Source organism: Ruegeria sp. CDSA246 (genome assembly GCF_059611225.1).
The window spans coordinates 168,885-185,150 of sequence record NZ_JBXWPD010000002.1; the positions used below are offsets into that span (position 1 = coordinate 168,885).

13 protein-coding genes and 1 pseudogene are annotated in these 16,266 nt (G+C 53.4%); 1 reads left to right on the forward strand and 13 read right to left on the reverse strand.

From position 1 onward, the window contains the following. Positions 1-5: 5 nt before the first annotated feature. The 7 genes from AC2FI9_RS03650 to AC2FI9_RS03680 all read right to left on the reverse strand — a co-directional run bounded on the left by AC2FI9_RS03650 (position 6) and on the right by AC2FI9_RS03680 (position 5,239). Positions 6-1,034, reverse strand: a complete 1,029-nt coding sequence (locus tag AC2FI9_RS03650; protein WP_496726467.1) for a porin — start codon at positions 1,032-1,034, stop codon at positions 6-8. 379 nt (positions 1,035-1,413) lie between these two features. Next, on the reverse strand, positions 1,414-2,550 hold the full coding sequence (locus AC2FI9_RS03655) for an energy transducer TonB family protein (RefSeq protein WP_496765700.1): 1,137 nt from the start codon (positions 2,548-2,550) through the stop codon (positions 1,414-1,416). Then, positions 2,547-2,924 carry an ExbD/TolR family protein gene (locus AC2FI9_RS03660; RefSeq protein WP_496765702.1) on the reverse strand — a complete coding sequence of 126 codons (378 nt, stop codon included), beginning with the start codon at positions 2,922-2,924 and terminating at the stop codon, positions 2,547-2,549. Before AC2FI9_RS03660 ends, AC2FI9_RS03655 begins: the two co-directional genes overlap by 4 nt. After that, positions 2,921-3,247: an ExbD/TolR family protein gene (locus AC2FI9_RS03665; RefSeq protein WP_496765704.1), complete on the reverse strand. Its 327-nt coding sequence runs from the start codon at positions 3,245-3,247 to the stop codon at positions 2,921-2,923. The genes AC2FI9_RS03660 and AC2FI9_RS03665 overlap by 4 nt, the downstream gene beginning before the upstream one ends. Positions 3,248-3,278: 31 nt before the next feature. Further along, on the reverse strand, positions 3,279-3,944 hold the full coding sequence (locus tag AC2FI9_RS03670; protein ID WP_496765706.1) for a MotA/TolQ/ExbB proton channel family protein: 666 nt from the start codon (positions 3,942-3,944) through the stop codon (positions 3,279-3,281). Continuing rightward, complete coding sequence (locus AC2FI9_RS03675; RefSeq protein WP_496765710.1) at positions 3,941-4,375, reverse strand: hypothetical protein; 435 nt, start codon at positions 4,373-4,375, stop codon at positions 3,941-3,943. The genes AC2FI9_RS03670 and AC2FI9_RS03675 overlap by 4 nt, the downstream gene beginning before the upstream one ends. 708 nt (positions 4,376-5,083) lie before the next feature. After that, positions 5,084-5,239, reverse strand: coding sequence for a hypothetical protein (locus AC2FI9_RS03680; RefSeq protein WP_496726473.1), 156 nt, complete (start codon positions 5,237-5,239; stop codon positions 5,084-5,086). 206 nt (positions 5,240-5,445) lie between these two features. Here AC2FI9_RS03680 and AC2FI9_RS03685 point away from each other — a divergent pair. Further along, positions 5,446-5,961: pseudogene (locus AC2FI9_RS03685) on the forward strand (RNA 2'-phosphotransferase); the annotation flags it as partial. A 351-nt stretch (positions 5,962-6,312) separates the two neighbouring features. Here the strand turns inward: AC2FI9_RS03685 and AC2FI9_RS03690 are convergent. From AC2FI9_RS03690 to AC2FI9_RS03715, 6 genes are all read right to left on the reverse strand, one after another. Further along, the gene (locus AC2FI9_RS03690) at positions 6,313-9,729 is read right to left on the reverse strand and encodes an AAA domain-containing protein (RefSeq protein ID WP_496765712.1); all 3,417 of its coding nucleotides are present in this window, start codon (positions 9,727-9,729) and stop codon (positions 6,313-6,315) included. Between the two features lie 152 nt (positions 9,730-9,881). Next, positions 9,882-10,349, reverse strand: a complete 468-nt coding sequence (locus AC2FI9_RS03695) for a hypothetical protein (RefSeq protein WP_496765714.1) — start codon at positions 10,347-10,349, stop codon at positions 9,882-9,884. A 111-nt stretch (positions 10,350-10,460) separates the two neighbouring features. After that, positions 10,461-12,287: a TniQ family protein gene (locus AC2FI9_RS03700; RefSeq protein ID WP_496765716.1), complete on the reverse strand. Its 1,827-nt coding sequence runs from the start codon at positions 12,285-12,287 to the stop codon at positions 10,461-10,463. Then, positions 12,284-13,288: a TniB family NTP-binding protein gene (locus AC2FI9_RS03705; protein ID WP_496765718.1), complete on the reverse strand. Its 1,005-nt coding sequence runs from the start codon at positions 13,286-13,288 to the stop codon at positions 12,284-12,286. Before AC2FI9_RS03705 ends, AC2FI9_RS03700 begins: the two co-directional genes overlap by 4 nt. Before the next feature lie 2 nt (positions 13,289-13,290). Continuing rightward, positions 13,291-15,420, reverse strand: a complete 2,130-nt coding sequence (locus AC2FI9_RS03710) for a TnsB C-terminal domain-containing protein (RefSeq protein WP_496765721.1) — start codon at positions 15,418-15,420, stop codon at positions 13,291-13,293. Then, positions 15,417-16,100, reverse strand: a complete 684-nt coding sequence (locus tag AC2FI9_RS03715; RefSeq protein ID WP_496765723.1) for a hypothetical protein — start codon at positions 16,098-16,100, stop codon at positions 15,417-15,419. Before AC2FI9_RS03715 ends, AC2FI9_RS03710 begins: the two co-directional genes overlap by 4 nt. Positions 16,101-16,266 lie beyond the last annotated feature (166 nt).

Here is a 16,266-nt window from a genome sequence, read left to right on the forward strand (position 1 = left end):
TCAACTTAGAAGTTGAACTGCGCACCGAAGTCAGCGCGGATGCGCCCGTCCTCGTCACCCGTTTTGATTTCGCCGATACCACCACGCAGCGATGCACCGCCGCCCAGGTCGTAGATGGCGCCAATACCGATATTGCGGGTATCGTTGTCAGCGGAACCGTCACCGTAAGCAAACTGCAGGGTGGTTGCAGCGCCGAGGTCGTATGCCAGCGACAGACCGTATGCGGTGCCGTTCTCGGCGTCATCAACAACGTCATCGTCAGCTACGAACAGTGTACCCGAGAAGTCACCGAATTCTGCGCCCAGGGTCAGAACGGTCAGCGACTGCTTTTCGCTGCTGCTGTTCACGTTCGCCTTGGTCTGACCATAAGCCAGAGCGGCAGTGATGTTGTTGAATGTGTAGGTTGCGCTGATGTCCCAACGGTCTGCGTCTTGCGGAACACCGTCCAGAGCAACAGTTGCCTGGTCATATGACGCGCCAAATGCGAAATCGCCAATTGCGTACTGGAAGAACACGGCATTCGCGCCCGAACCGGTCGAGGTGTACTCCAGGAAGCTGTAGTCAACGCCCGAATACTGACCTAGGAACTCTTCCAGGCCCGGTTCGTTACCGAAGTAGTTTGCCAGGTTGTCGAAAGAACCCGCAACGTTGCCGGCGTCAACACGCAGACCACCGTAGATGACAGAGAAGCGTGCGCCGTTCAGGCCTGCGCTGTTCTGTTCGCCGTTGCCGGAATCGTCATCAGCCTGCAGACGAACACGTGCCTGGAACTCAACGCCGCCATCGGTTTCTGCGGTGCCGTCGATGTTCAGACGGAAGCGCGAGACCAGGATGGTGTTGTCGGTGTCGACGGTCGCGGTGCCGGCGCTGGTAACTGCGCCGGTTGCCGGATCAACGGTGAAGTTGTCAACAGTACCGGTACGGTCTTCCTGATATCCAATACCAAAACGGCCGTAGCCGCTGAATTTAACATCCGCGGCAGCAACGCTTGCGGTTGCGATCAACGCGGTCGATGCAATGAGGAGATTTTTCATGGTAAACCCATAAGATTTGAGAGGAGTGTAGCCGCCAAAGCGACTGTTGGCCTATTCGAACAATTTCCGAGCACACGCAACGATTTCGCAGCATTTCTCGTGGCGCACACTGGGCACTTGTTGCATCTTTGCAAATGCAGAAAATGCCGACAGTCCAATTTCCCGAGCATTTACGTGTGTTTTCGTATTCAGTCGTATTTCATTACAAAGATTTGATCACAGAAATGCGGCGATACCTCTTTAAATGGCAAAAATCGTTCAGGTTTGCAAATGAGACTTCCGGAGTCGTTAACCGGCATATCCGGAAATGGTGGATTCGGGCGAAATCCCGCCCAAAACTAGCCCTGACTTGGGCGGAAGGAGCGCTCAATCCTGCCAATCAATTGCTGGTGTAGAAGAAGGACAGCTTGCGGCTGACCCCACCTGGCGGCAGCGGAAAGGGCGAAGCCGCCCGCACTTGCGCCCTTGCGGCCCGGTCAACATCGGACGACCCTGAACTGTCGATTACATCGACCCAGGCCAGCGTGCCATCGGGATTGATTTCGAAAAACACCTTGGCAAATCCCCGGGCAGCAACAAATACCGGGGGCGCGCGGTTCAGGTGGACTAAGACTTCACCCGCATAATTGGTGGTGTCCGAATTGCCGGGGCCACGCCCGCCCGAGCGGCTGCCACTGCTGCCAGTCGTGAAGGCATCCAGACCTTCGCGCCTGTAGGCGTAAAGGGGCGATTCAACCACCTCTGACGGGAACTGCAACTCGCTGAAGTCGCGCGCGCCGTTCAGTGTGCCCCGCCTTTCGGGCGCTGGTTGTCGGTCGGGGCGCTGCGGCCGGATCGAAGACGTCACGGCCAGTTCTGTCACGTCCTCCGTCGCATCCTGGTCGGTCGGTTCAACCGGGTCATCCGGGTCAATCGCCTCAGACTCCAACGGGACAACGGGAATCGCGGCTTCGGGCGACGGGGTGACCGGCAGCGCCGCCAGCTCTTGTGGTTGGGGCGATACGGGCTGGACTTCGGTTGCGACCTCTGGCTCGACGACCTCTGCCTCGGGAATTCCTTCGGGTACCTCGGTTGCTATTTCCGCCTCGACCGGCGGGGTTTCATTGACATCTTCGCTGGCGGCGGCATCGCCTTCGGATGTGTTTTCCGTCTCTGCCACATCAGGCTCAACCGGTTCCGTGGCAGTCGGCTGAACCACTTCCGCTTCGCCGATATCGGGCGCGTAAACCTCCTGCGGGTTTTCCGACGCGACAAGCGCCTCACTGACCGGGATTTCCGGTTCCTCAGGCGGTGTTTCAACCGGAGGCTCTGGTGCCTCGGCCGGTTCGGGTTCAACCGGCTCGGCGGCAACCTCGGCAAGATCCTCGAATGTCGTGCTTAGTTCGATTGATTCAGGCGCTTGGCCGCCTGGCGCGTCTTCTGCAAGCCGCTGCCCGGTCACGCTGAGCCCCATCAGGTGCAGGAACAGCGACACCAGAATGGCCGCCGCCGCAATCAAAACCGACCGGCGGATCATTCCAGCGCCTTCTCGGTCACAACAAAGACGGATAACGCGCCCAGACGGCGTAACGCGCCGGTCACCTCGATCAGACGCGGGCCCGGCGCATTTCGGTCGGGGACGATGCGCACGGCATCGGCCCCTTGGTCACGCATATGCGTTTCAGGGTCGGTTGGAATTCCACGATAGCTCAGCGTGCCGTCGGCGTGCAGGATCAGCGCATCAGGTGGCTCGCGCCCTTCTAGGTCTGCCGTGTTCACCAGCTCAAGATCCGGATCAAGCGGCGGAGCCAATGTGCCAGTGAGCAAGAAAAAGATCAGCATCAGGAAGACGACGTTGATCAACGCAATCGTCGAGTCGCGTCTGCGTTTGGGGCGCCTGTACTTGATCATTCCAGCACCAGAACGCTTAATCCGTCACGCCCGCGCAGCCGGACCAGGACGTCGATGACGCGCTGCGCCGTTGTATCCGGGTCCAAACTGACCAGAACCTGCCCGGCCTCCAGTTGCGTTTCCAGATCACTAAGAGAGACCGTTTGCCCGTTCAGCACCAGTCGTTCTGCCCCCAACTGCAGGAATAATCGCTCAGTCGGCGTGTCCGAGGTCGCACTGCCGCCCACTGCGTTGCTCAGTTCGATCTCGCCATATTTGGAAAAGGTCGAAGACAGCATGAAGAACAGCAACAGCAGGAAAATCACGTCGATGAGCGGAGTCATCGACATGGGGCGCCGTACGAAGGGTGCGGTGTTACGCATGTCCGGGGGCGGTCGCCACAGCCCGGGTATCGTCGGCCTGCGGAACGGCCTGCCCCGGCACCAGAATTGTCCGCAGCGCCTTGTCTGCGAAAACCCGCTCGCGCGCGGTGCGGCTTTCGAACCAGGACAACAGCATCGAGGTCGGCATCGCCACGGCAAGCCCCACAGCCGTTGTCAACAGGGCGACCCAGATACCACCGGCAAGCAATGATGGATCGACCGACGACCCGGCGGATTGCAGGCTGCGAAACGCCTCAATCATCCCTAGGACGGTGCCAAACAGACCCAGCAGCGGCGCAAGCTGCGCCACAGTGTCCATCAGTCGGAAGCCGCGCTCAAGCCCGGCAAGCGCCAGACCGGCCTCGGCATCCAGCCTTTGGTCCAGACCCGGCGTATCTGAGGCCCGCATCGCGGCCCGTACCAGGGGGGCAAGATAACTGCGGCTTCTGTCCAGACGGGCGTGGGCGGTTTGCGGATCGCCCGCATCCCAGGCCGCCAGCGCCTCGGACAACACTCGGTGACGCCCGACGCCGGATGCGGCAAACTGCCAGAGCTTATAAAGCGTGACCGCAACGGTCACCACCGACATCGCGATCAGGATCGCAACAACAGGCCCGCCCAGATCAAGGATTTCGCGCAGCGCATCAAAGGGGCTCATCCAATCAACTCCACATCTATTCGGCTTTGCAGTTTCAGACTGTCTTCACATATCGAACTCTCCTCCCCGGCCACCTTGCAGGTGTTTGTGCCGTTGATCAGGGCTTTTCCAATCGAACTGCAGTCTCTGTCGCGCAAGACGAATTGGCGCACACGCAGGCGATCTTCCGGTAGGTCACGAAAATTGAAGAGCGTCAGGCTGACCACGCTGCCGGAAGCATCAAAGATCACCGTCTCAAAGCTGGCTTCGTCAATGGCTGTCCCGGTTTGGTTTTCCGCCACAAACGTCAGTCGACATGCGTTTTCGACATCCTGAACCGAATTCAGCTCGATTTGGAGGCCGCCCGAAGCAGTTGCTTCGGTCTGTGCCATAGCGGTTGCAGGTAATGTGCATGCGCAAAATGCAGCAAGTGCCGGACGGAGAAAGAACATTGGCGCGCTCCCGATTGTTCAAGGCAGACATCAAGGGCCGGCGACGCTCCGCTGGCGTTCAGCTACACATAGTCAATGCAAGGGGTTGGCGAAAGGGGGACCTTTGGGTTTGTGAATAGGGATCACGCCAGCGTTCATGTGCGGTTGCAAGCGCAGAGGTGATCAGCCACTCAGGGGTGTTTGATTTCATACCGTGTTCAGCTGAAATCACGATACTTTGGCTTTCAAAAATCTGTGCCTAAACAAGCCGGTTTTCCTGGTTCGTCGGGTAGACCGAACTGCCGGCCTTTCTGAATTCCCACTCATGCATCTTTCCGCCAGTTTCACCAAAACTGACTTGACTGGGAATATGCGAAGTTCGCCAAGCAATCCACGGTCAACAAGGCTGGGGAGATACTCGATCGGAACACAGCCTGAAACATTCGATGGCTCCGATATTGGCCCTGTATAAAGTTGCTGTACTGTCACAGGAGGTCAATTGACCTTCAGGGCGCCAAATTTTGTGTCAGTAACGCATAAGAGTGCGATTTTTGCAGCCAATCTAAGTGAAGCAAAATTAGCCATCTGATAATATATAGAAGATCCCCGAACCATCAGTTATTCAACCATATGCGTGCAGGCGAAACTCGTAACCTTGCAGAAACACATGCGGGCCGACAAAAAAACACCCGCTGAAAGCAGGTGTCGCAGCATAACTTCTGGAAGTGCTTAGTCTTGATCGCGCAACCACGTCTCCAAGATAGCTTCGCGACGGAAGAACTCTTCATATTGCTCAACCGAAACGGTGAATGGTTCGCGAGTACAGCGAATGGCCGGTTCGACGCCCACAACGCGGCGATCCAACTCCGTGATCAAAGGCAGCAAAGGGCCGCCTCATTCGAGCGAACTGCGACTGGTGCCCAGATGCTTTTGCTAAATTGAGTTCTGGAGCAAGCTCAAATCGACGGGTTTTACCATGGGATCAAACGAGCGCTTTATATGTAATTCCTAGGCGACTGCGTTCGTGTTAATCACCAACAAGGGTAGCGCGCACTTGCAGTTTGGGTATGAGTTGAGAAAGCAAATTTTTAAGCCTGGTGCTTAGGCACAAACCTGAAGAGATTGGTCTTCAGCTTGATAAGCATGGGTGGGTTCGGGTTGATGAGCTGCTGCGGAAGCTGAAAAAGGCAAGCCGCAAGCTAAGCCGCGACGAGCTCATTCGGCTTGTGGAAAGCAGCGACAAAAGACAGTTCACTTTGTCTGAGGATGGCTCCCGGATTAGGGCAGCACAGGGCCATTCGGTTGATGTGGACCTTGGCTTAGAACCTCGGCACCCACCAGACGAGTTATACCACGGAACCGCCAGCACAAATTTAGATGCAATTTTCTCCGATGGGTTAAACCCTGGGCGACGCCGTCAAGTGCACCTCTCAACCAACCCTGAAACCGCCGAGCGCGCTGGCCAGCGTCACGGCAAGCCAGTTGTACTACGTGTCGAAGCTAAGCAAATGTTCGACGATGGCTTTGAGTTCTTCTGTGCAGATAATGGTGTTTGGCTCACAGATAAGGTGCCGGCAAGCTATCTTGGATTCGGACAAACTGCCTGACAAAAAGCTTAAAACTGAGCCCGCTTGTTATGAAATTTGTCCAAAACGATCGCGCTGCTTTGCGCTGACATCTACCGCTAAACACGGCACTTGCACGCTTATGCATTCCAAACGCACTCTTATGCGTTAATGACATCACATTTGATGTAAGATGACACGAAGTTTAGCGTCTAAATTTTCGTAATACCGTTATATTCTAGCAAGTTAACCTCATCGCGTCGACAAAAGACTGGCGCTTTTCGACAGAAAGTATGTCGCTTCACCAGATCAAACAGCGCAGATTTCAGAAAGCGCGAAACCACCCCGCCAGCGCACGGCGGACTGGGTAAAAAGAGTGATTTCGCGGAGGAGTTAGCGTTTCTCGCGGGCACCTAGGCTTTGCTTGATGACATCAATCTCGCTTTGAAGATGCGAGCCATTGTAGACGATTGACGTTTCATGGCGTGCATATCGGCCTTTTCGATCAGCGCTCAGCCAGTTGTAAGATCCAATGCAAAGACGATTGGCGTCCACGATGACAATTTTACTATGCAGTTGACGCACCTCGTGAACACGAACACCCACTTCCTGCAGCGCCGATTTTGCTGCTTCCAGCTGTGTTACGCCATCGTCGTATTTCAACTGGTTCAACAGAGGATCCGCGAAGACATCGATTTCTGCCCCGCGCGCCGCCGCACTTTGGAAGGCATCGAGCAACCCAGCACGTTTCATTGTTGAGGCAATGACCCACGGGCTGACGATGGTCATTTCGCGGGCTGTGGACAGGGCATCTTTCAGGAACCGATCGTGTTCTTCTGCGTCTCTTAGTGTCGAAAGCGGGTGACTTGAATCCTGAAGATCGGAGCGCGGCTGCGCAGTAAACTCAAGCCCCCCATCGCTCTGAGAGAACAGGCACTCAGCCAAGACCGATCTGGGCGTACCCTTCGCAGCCGACGAAAATACGTCCATGTCACCGAAGACGAGGAAGCTGTCTTTTGCACGCGATACGGTCACGTTCAGCATACTTGGCGACATGTCGATGAAATGCCCGTCGGCATGTTTGGAATAGACCGGTGAGAACAGGATGATCGGTCGCTCAGCCCCTTGAAGCGAGTGAACCGTGCCAACGGTCATTTTCGCGTCAATGCCTCGTTCGGCACAAGCGCGTTTGATTTCTTGCACCTGCCGCCCGAAGGGCGTGACGACACCGACTATTTCTTCGAGCTTTTTCTTATACTGACTCTCAAGATCGTGCCGATTTTCCGCGAGCCAGTCTGCAATTGTTGCAGCCTCAGTCGCGTTTGCGCGGCTGCCGCCATAACTCAGAGCCATACCATCGATATGTAGGTACCCTATCGACGGTACTGCGCGACCCTCGGGAGCACTGCCTCGCATCGGTTTGAGCGATCCTTTGTAGCAGAGTTTGTTGCTGAAATTGATGATTTCGTCATAACAGCGCCGATGCTCGAACAGGTAAAGCCCTCGCTCTAATTCCGGGTAGGGCTCATAGACGCACGCTTGCTGGGCGAGACGCATTACACTGCCGTCAACACTACGCATGCCAGTAGCAGACAGTGTCGCCAAATCGTCCTCAGCATAGTTCTCTTTCAGAAAACCCGCGCTTTGCAGGTTGCCGATATCGACTGCTTTGGACACGGACGAGATCGGCTCAATCTGTTGGGTATCTCCAATGACTAATGCGCGCTTTGCTAGAGCGAACGAGGGTACCGCAACCTCTGGCAAGACTTGTCCGGCTTCATCAACAATCAGCAAATCGATGAAGTCGAATAAATAGCCGGTGCCCCATTCACCGCCGGACTTGAGACCAAAGCTCATATTGCCTGGCAAACTCGCAAACGTGGAGACAGCACAGGGCGTCAGCATCATACGGCGGTGCCAGCGTGGTTCGATTGTTTTCCGCCCGGTCTTTCGTTGCGAGGCCACGATTTCGTCCAGGCTATCGTCCATTTCCAGAAGCCACCGTCCCTCCCAATAGTGGCAAGCCAGTCGGAAAAGATGAAAACGGGTGTGGCAATCGGCAAACCTATCGACGTCCAATGCATCAGTTGCTGGAACGGCCGGCGCACCAAGATTTTCCGTTGCGCGCGCCCATGCTCTCTTCGCCTGATCCAGATTTTCTAACGCTGACCGTGCTGCCTCATATCTGGACTTGGTGGTTTGAGCAGCCTCCTGTGCAACTCGAACCGCATTTCTCAAGCTATTCCCCAAACCTTCAACCGAACTGACATCGGAGAAATCCATCGTGCAGCCGATGTTTTCCAGGGAGACACGCCCTTTCATCACTCTTTTTCGAGCCACAGATGGAAGAAAGTTGAACATTACTAAAAAGACAGATTCATCAGCCTGATGTTTGGTCCACCCGGATTCCCAAATCTTGTGGCGCTCAAGTTCTGCTGCGCCATCTTGCACAGCTTTTTCCAGCTGCAGCAATGTTGCCTCGGCATCGTCGCCCAATAGGCTAACAACTTTCGATGTTGCCTCCTCAACCCAATTTCGTGCCTTGTCCGCATCGGACAGCTTTGCAACTTCGTCAGTAATCCGCTTGTGTAGCGAAGATACGATCTCTTTCACATCTGGATTTTCAAGGCCCGGAAATGCTGTTTTCCCGGCCTTTAGAAAAGCGTCTCTGGCGCGGGAAACATAGTCATGGCTTTCTAGTTCACTGAAGAACCGCTCAGTTTGATACCGGCGAGCAGCCTCGGCCTCTTTTGATTTTGCTGGAAGAAACAACCCGTAGCTTTTGAAGTCAGGCAACCAACGACCCGCAAATGGGCCTTCGCCTTCTGAGAAGTCCTTGCCGAACGCGTCGATAATGTTTGTTACAGCCTGGTTGTTGGTGGACGCCGCGACGATAACCGGTGGAGCACTTTCTTCCAGCGCGGCGCGAACCCACGCGTCTGCAATGGCCGACAGAAGCATTGTCGTCTTGCCTGTTCCAGGAGGCCCGTTGACAGCAAGCACATCGCTGGGTTTTCCCGTTGAGAGATATGAAAGAACCTGACGTTGATGATCTGCGAGCGGAAATTCATCGCTGGCATGCCCCAGTCGATTTATGAAGTTCGCTTCCGTCTGAGGAGAAAGCTCCTTTTTGGTTGATGGCGATCCCGCAAGATTTTCTAACAGCGGCGCTTTGTGTTTTTCACCAAGCAGCGTGTCATAGAGGCTGATAACTTGCGCAATAGCTGCGGCAGCCTCACCGGAAACCTCCATAAATCCCACGCCGGCAGAGACATAATTGTCATCATCAGATGGCCACCCTGGCGAGACGGCATCGAGCATAGCACGACAGTGTTTTAGATATTGGTCCCAAACAGGGGAGTTTTCGTCAGGCGAGAAGGGCGATGCTGAAAGAAAGGTGTCGAAACCTTCAACCTTGCCGAGCGAAAAAACATCGTTCGGAAGTGGCTTCAGAATGTCTCTCGCAATGACGTTTCGGGAAGGTCGAATGTTGCCGTCTCTATCGACAATCGCCTCTGTAACTACAGGTGCGACGATTTCTGGAGAACCATTGGATATAGTCGCACCGTGAGAAGTTCTCCGGGCCATGACCATCGGCCAAATTTGTACGCCTACCACTTTGGTATCGGGCTTCTGTCCTTCAAAAACTTTGCGGACCTGGTTCTTAGGCAGCAAACCTTCGCGCAGGGTGTCTTTTGACAGTTCGATGAAATTCTTCCTATCGCTCTGCCTGAAACGGCCTCGCCCAAGTGCTCCATCCGCCAGAGACGCGCGCCAGTAGCCCAAAGTTTCATGGAAATCGTATTTCATCATATCCAACCAAAACCTGTGCGAATGCCCATGCGATGCATCGGCGTAAAGCAAATTTTCAATACAACCCTAGGCATAAGGGTTTTTCCGATCAGGCAACAGCCTATTCATAGACACGGGGTTTTGGCCCGGTTCGTATTTGCTTCGAAGTATCAAAAGCGGCCAGTCTCTATGAAGCTGCGAGCGAACTTCTCCCATTCGCTGAGCGAAATGTGCTGATTGAATGGATGCCGAGTTCGCTTCTTATGCGCTTGTGCAGTGGTGTCCTGCCAAAACTCGTAAAATGGCAGCGTGGCAATGTCAGCAATGCGGACAACATCACCCTCTAAGATTTCGAGTCCAAAATAAGTCTTAGGGGTGAAGTCATACTCCCGAGAACTCCACACAGAGCGTGCTGAGTTCTGCATATATCGATGTTGCCCGGTCTTGATGAAGAACTCGCAAAAGTTCTCCCAGTCATGCAAATAAACCATCCATCCACCTGTGCTGTGATCAAACGCCTGTGTCGATCCAACGGAGCTTTGAGACCAGAAATCTGCAAAGGGTAAACATGCGATATCTGCGGGGCGGACGCCGCGTCCGTTGACAACCTCAAGTCCAAAAAATGTGTGCTCAGTCATATCTAATTTCTCTCACAAGATAGGCCAAATTTGTTCGTATTTAGCTTCTGGGTGAACGGTGTGGACTTTGCAGTCACGGAACACAGATGATCCGGCACTTTATATCGTTGCTCACTGCAGTTCCCCAGGATGAAACATGTTCTCAAGCTCCGGCGTGCGCTCGTAAATCTTGCTGAATTTCGCCCCAAAAGGGAGCGGATCTATGCCTATCTTTTCGAGCTTGGTCGCGACATGTACGGCTTGCGTCCCCGCAGCATGCGCCATCATTCCGAGCGTTGCGTGATGCTGCAAGAATTCTGACATCGCGCTAGAGCTTATCAGTGTCATCGGGCGTCGAGATCGATGATGTCTAACAGTCTTTGCTCGAAGTAACGAATTTCGTACCAACAATGTCACGGTCGGGTCATTGATACGAAGCAAGCGCTTCGCGTCTTGCTTCGAATATCCTCGATGCGCCCGGGTTTGAATCTGATCTCTCAAATCCTCCAGGTCTGCAAAACACTCTTGGACCCCAACTGCCGTTGGCAACCTGCAAAGGGAACTCAATGAACCGGATTGGGCAGCTTGAATGACCTCCTCGAAATAACACTTAGCGTGTGTGCACAGCTTGATCAGTAAAATATGACTAGTTGGAATATTGGTGACCACCTTCGCATGCTCGAAGACCGAAACCGTAAATTCATCAAGATCGTCAGGATGATAGACCGGTAACATAGTCGGAAAGTCGAACCTTGGCTTCAAAATTTGAGCGCTAGCCAGACGTTGCAACATGGTGAGGTGAACACCAATTCTTCTGGCAGCAGGTTTTGGGCGAAGACACTGCGCAAATTCGTTCAATATTGGATCGTACTTTTGCGCTGAAAATTCGATGCGCTCGTGGCAACCATCCTTGCCCAAGCCCAAACCCAAAACCAAGCTTGTCATACGCGGATATTTCAAGCGGTGCTGCTTGGCCGCAGAGGTGATATTGTGAATTCGCCGCTTACGACAGGTTCTGCCGAAAAGTACATCTCCCGGACCAAACGGGTAATTATTGAATGCAAACTCAGTAACAATATCTACAAGTTTGGCATACTTGGCACTGCTGTGATCGACACGATATAGCCACCTCGCAAATGCTCCGAAATCCGTATGAAATCCTGGTTTGGGGCTGCCTGACGCCTCTCGAACTTCCCGAAACGCAGCGGACAGCGAATTGCGCCCCCTCTTCATCGCTTCGAAGGCGCTATTCGCAGCGCGAGATATCTCCATTTGTTTTAAGTCGGAAGGATTTCGAGAAGCACCAAAACGGATGACCGTTCCCAAATTCAATGCCATGCGACAGGTCAAATCAAACTCGAGGTTGTCGCACCATGTGTCTGTTGTGATACCTCTGATGCGGCTTGCAAGATATGTTTCCCAAGCCAAGCTGTCCTTCGTCACGTCCGCAGCTTCACCGGAACGCCGTATGTATCCCCAGTGGTCTCGGATGCGTTGATAGAAGTCATGAGGGCATCTTGGATATTCGGCATCCGGAAGCCTGAGCATCACGGTGCGATGCACATGACAAACATGATAACCGCTGAGCAGCCATTCTACGCGACAGTGTCGTCCGAGCTCTCCCGCTGCGTTTAGATCTTCGAGGAGACACAGAGGACATACCTTAAGCGTGCCTCTATCGAGGGATTTTCTTGTCAGATGCTGCCCGTTTATTTGGTAGGCAAGATGCCCTCGAACGCGGACTGTATCACGCTGCAGTTCTTCGAGCGAAATACCAGTCAATTCAGACATGCTGGAGAGTTCGGAATATTCGCCAACTGATACTGCTCGCCACGAAGCATTCATATCAGCACAAAAGTCCTGGGCAAAACTGGCAGCGTTGCGTGCAGCAACCCTGCCAACAATAGAATTTGCTGGTTCGCCCGGGAAAGGGCGTACGGATAGTCTTAAGCGCCTCATTTCTTCATCCGCCGTTTAGCAGGAAGATCGATTTGGGCAGAGGAATCTTTAATGCTCGGAAGTAACCGTCGAGGGTTGATCGCTGAGTAGTTTTTGCGAACAAAGGGGTTAAGGTCGTTGGTACATCCGGTGCGGCGAAGAAATTCAGCAATGAAGTGCTGCTGGCCCAGAACGGCTTCTTTGCGACGCAAGCATATTTCAATTGCCCCGATAACGATCTCAATAAGAATGCCGAACTCATTCGCAGCAGCGTGTATCAACCGACCAATAAAGTCATCGGATGTCAGCTCAGGATCGGCCTCGATACTTATTGCGGAACAGTATTGCTGAACCAAGGAGCGTACGTTTCGACCATCGTCGATTTCATCGAGTTGGCCAAAACTAATCGGTATGAATCGCCGACCAAGCTGAGGGTCCAAATTCAACAGCGCCAGTAGATCAGGCAAGCCGCTCAAGACAATGCTCACTGGCCAATGTTTGTTTTGCATCACTGACTTCAGAGTGTTGACGACAGCGAGCATTTCTCTTTCGCTTTGAGATCCCATCAGATCTTGGGCCTCGTCCAGATGCAGGAACATAACCTGAAGCTCTCGCAGATGGCTTTGCACCAATTCCCAGATGATGCCCGCAGTTCTGTCACGCATGAGTGGGTACCCAAGCCCGCTCAAACAAGAGATGCCTACGCCTTTCAGTGTTGCAGGCGATGGCACGAGAAAACTGGCAATGTCTGCAGTATCTGCATTGTCAGCTAGCAGTGACAGTGATGGGTGCTTTCGAAACAGATGTTCGACTGCTGTTGACTTTCCACTGCCGGAATTTCCGATGACGGCAATGCCTCGAGCTTCGGGGTGAAGGCCCTGTGCGATTTCTGCGCGTCTGCGATCTTCAAGGTTGCAAAGCGCGTCAGACAAGTCATTGAAGCATTGACGTGGCATAAAACGGTTCCGCAACCGGGCCAATTCCATGTGGATTTCGTGAGACAATCGATTTGTGTTGGTCATGATTATTCCTCCAATTTCCATTCAGGCTCGTCATCGGATCCGGCTTCAGCCTGCGTGATCGTTGGAACTTGAACGTCCGTTTCCTCGGGGCGAATGGGATCAATCTTTCGCCCGAATGGAGCGTCGGAGGCACTTTGAGGCGGGTTTTCAGGATGATTGAAAATCATGCCGGCGCAGAGGTTGTTCTCCACGTAAGCAAGACGATCTTCAGTGTATTCCGGGTCAACGAGCCCGCCGAGTTCGCGTGCATCATCTACAATCTTGCGAATTTTTTGGATGGCACGATTGCGTTGAGGCAGAGTGAGTTCAGCTTCGGCTTCGTGCCGTTGTCGCAGTTCACGCATGACACGCGTCCAATGGGCCATGGAAAGCCCCTCTAATTCTTCACCATTCAGCGCAAGTGCTTCGTACCAAGTTCGATCAATTTCGACGGAAACTGCACCAATGTTGTCAGGGTCAATACGCACCCGAACAGGCTTGCCTTTGTTGTCGCGCCGAAACTTTATGAGCTCTTTGCAGTCGTAGTGGTTGGAAAACAGGACCACGCCTTGCTTGGATGGGGTTCGAGTGAATTCATATCCCAAGGCAGCTCTGCGCGTGTTCAGATCAGGAGGTTCACTCACATCATAGGCGGCAACTAGTTGCTTCCATCTGCTTGCAGGTGATTGGCGCCCAGGCAGGCCTCGATGTGGATGGTGGTGATAGTGATCAACCACCCAGATAGTCAGAATTCGTGTCAGATCATCATCGGTTAAAACTGTTCGCTCTTCTGAGGGGTAGTCACCACGAGACATAGGATTGCTAAACGTGCGACCCGGCAAAAGTGGCATTATTTTTCGTGCCATCGTACCGAACACGCGTTCAATTCTGCTCCGCAGTTCCGGAATTTTCACCGGCGGAAACAGTATCATTGAACCAAGGGTGTTGATGGCGACAATGAACATGTTTGAGCGGAAAGAAGAGCCGGTATCTGTGCAGATTAAATGTGGCGTGCCAAAGAAATCCCATGTGCCCTCCGCTCCTGCAGCGCGCGCGAGATCGGTCTTATCTTTCAAAATCTGACCGAGTATCCTCCTCGCGGCGTCAGAATTTGGATTTGAGCAAACCGTCAGGGCGAGAATGCATCGCGTTGAACAATCTATCGCAACATAGATCCAGCGGCGTCCGTCTGGAATGTCGTCGCGGATGTCTTTGGGAAGTTCATCCCATATATTCAGCTGCTGGAATTTTGTACGAACATCACATTCCCATTCATCGATTTCGACGCGCTCCAAAGGATATAGGAGATCGAGACCTCCTGCGGTTACCGAGTTGTCCGCGCGCGCTTTGTCGATACCATCGCGCAGAACAGCGACTTCAAAAGGGTCGAGCCATTCGATGCGACGTTCTATTGTACGTTCGCTGGGGACACCCAGAAGCTTTTCCCCATTTTTTGCCCGACGCTCGTTTTCTTCGATCAGTGCATCTCGCGTGTCTTTTGCGATGGCGTTATTCTTTGGGTTTTCCCGGTTGATAGAGGCTTTGACGAAGCATCTGATGAAATTTTCAGTGTGAGAACAAAAGCCAAGGCTTCTTTCTTTGCCGGTTCGATAGCGAGGGATAAGAGCCGCTGGATCGTAGTTGTTCTTACGGAGCCTACGGTAAAGCTTGAGCAAGGTTGCGGGAGCATGTGGTTTCCTCTGTTGTGGTAGCTTGCTCCCACCTCGACGGGCCCCCGTATCAATGTTTCGAACCGCCTCTTGTTCGAGAAATGTGCCAACGATCTCCTGCCACTTTGCCTTGAGGCTGGATGGCGTCAGCACGATTGCGCCGGCCTTCCGAAATGCCTCTAGGTTCATGCATTCCATGTAGGCGAAGATCGCTGCATCTTGATCTTCGGGGTGTGCATTCTGCAGAGCCTTGCTTCCCGCCGTGGCCGCTTTCTTCAGGCGTTCATGAGTTCTTGCGCCTGGAAAATAGCGCCAATTGTTTGTGCCCCTTAGAAAACCAATTTCCGTTCGACTTAGTGTTCTTGGCGGCCCGGTGCCCTTGTCCTTAGGATAAAATACGCAAAGTGTGTCGGTCTGGTATGAACACCAGTACGGCTCCCCAAATATGATGAATGTGTCAGTGGGATCATAGTTGAAGATCATGCTGGTACCTCTGACGATACCAGCGTTTGCAATCCAATTTTACCTGGTGAAAGTGGTCTCAACTTGCGCTCAATGATCGAACGAAAGCCAGCGCGGAAACCGCGACGGCCTAATCCGCTTTTTTCAATAAGATTTGCCAATGTAATAGGAACAAACTGCTCGCGTGCAGTACGAACGATCAACTCATCGGCTTCGATATCCGGCTTCTTGCTGAACTCATGATATCGCTGAGCATTGAGAGCTTGAGCGCGTGTAAAATCCGCGTCACCCATCAGAATGACTTCGTCAGCGAAATCGCCCGGTAGTACGGCACGCACGTAGCCTAGCCTTAGATCAAAATCATACTTAGCAACATGATCAATGGGCTTGACGGCCACGCAGTAGCGGAGACCGTTGGCCAGTTGGACCCAGTAGTCGAAGGTGTGCTCGTGCCTGCTGCCATCCGGAAGATGGAACGGAACCGGCCTAGGCTGATCCCAAACATCGACCACATCTCCACGCGAGCAGATCAACAGAATGCACATCAACTCGAGCAAGCTCTCGTAGACAACAACCTGGCTTCGCCCGCGCAATCTTAAGACCAAGGTACCCCTGCAACTGGCACGAGATCGCCAATTGATCGTGCGCGTGTTTCGGGATGGATTTGGCAGGGTAAAGCCTTGAGAAGGTAGCTCACTCATGATTCAAGTCCCCCGCTTCTGATGGTCTGCGAGCGACACACATATGCGCAGCGATTCACGCACTGAGCGTGTTTCATGTAGGTCATGGCGACCCCTTTCGATTGTCAGAACTCTCGATCTGGCGAGAGATCACTCACGCCAGGCGCTTGACTTTTTCGGCGAAAAG

Coding starts and splice junctions, on each gene's coding strand:
- AC2FI9_RS03650 (WP_496726467.1), bottom strand. CDS start 1,034: ATGAAAAATCTCCTCATTGCATCGACCGCGTTGATCGCAACCGCAAGC.
- AC2FI9_RS03655 (WP_496765700.1), bottom strand. CDS start 2,550: ATGATCCGCCGGTCGGTTTTGATTGCGGCGGCGGCCATTCTGGTGTCG.
- AC2FI9_RS03660 (WP_496765702.1), bottom strand. CDS start 2,924: ATGATCAAGTACAGGCGCCCCAAACGCAGACGCGACTCGACGATTGCG.
- AC2FI9_RS03665 (WP_496765704.1), bottom strand. CDS start 3,247: ATGACTCCGCTCATCGACGTGATTTTCCTGCTGTTGCTGTTCTTCATG.
- AC2FI9_RS03670 (WP_496765706.1), bottom strand. CDS start 3,944: ATGAGCCCCTTTGATGCGCTGCGCGAAATCCTTGATCTGGGCGGGCCT.
- AC2FI9_RS03675 (WP_496765710.1), bottom strand. CDS start 4,375: ATGTTCTTTCTCCGTCCGGCACTTGCTGCATTTTGCGCATGCACATTA.
- AC2FI9_RS03690 (WP_496765712.1), bottom strand. CDS start 9,729: ATGAAATACGATTTCCATGAAACTTTGGGCTACTGGCGCGCGTCTCTG.
- AC2FI9_RS03695 (WP_496765714.1), bottom strand. CDS start 10,349: ATGACTGAGCACACATTTTTTGGACTTGAGGTTGTCAACGGACGCGGC.
- AC2FI9_RS03700 (WP_496765716.1), bottom strand. CDS start 12,287: ATGAGGCGCTTAAGACTATCCGTACGCCCTTTCCCGGGCGAACCAGCA.
- AC2FI9_RS03705 (WP_496765718.1), bottom strand. CDS start 13,288: ATGACCAACACAAATCGATTGTCTCACGAAATCCACATGGAATTGGCC.
- AC2FI9_RS03710 (WP_496765721.1), bottom strand. CDS start 15,420: ATGATCTTCAACTATGATCCCACTGACACATTCATCATATTTGGGGAG.
- AC2FI9_RS03715 (WP_496765723.1), bottom strand. CDS start 16,100: ATGAGTGAGCTACCTTCTCAAGGCTTTACCCTGCCAAATCCATCCCGA.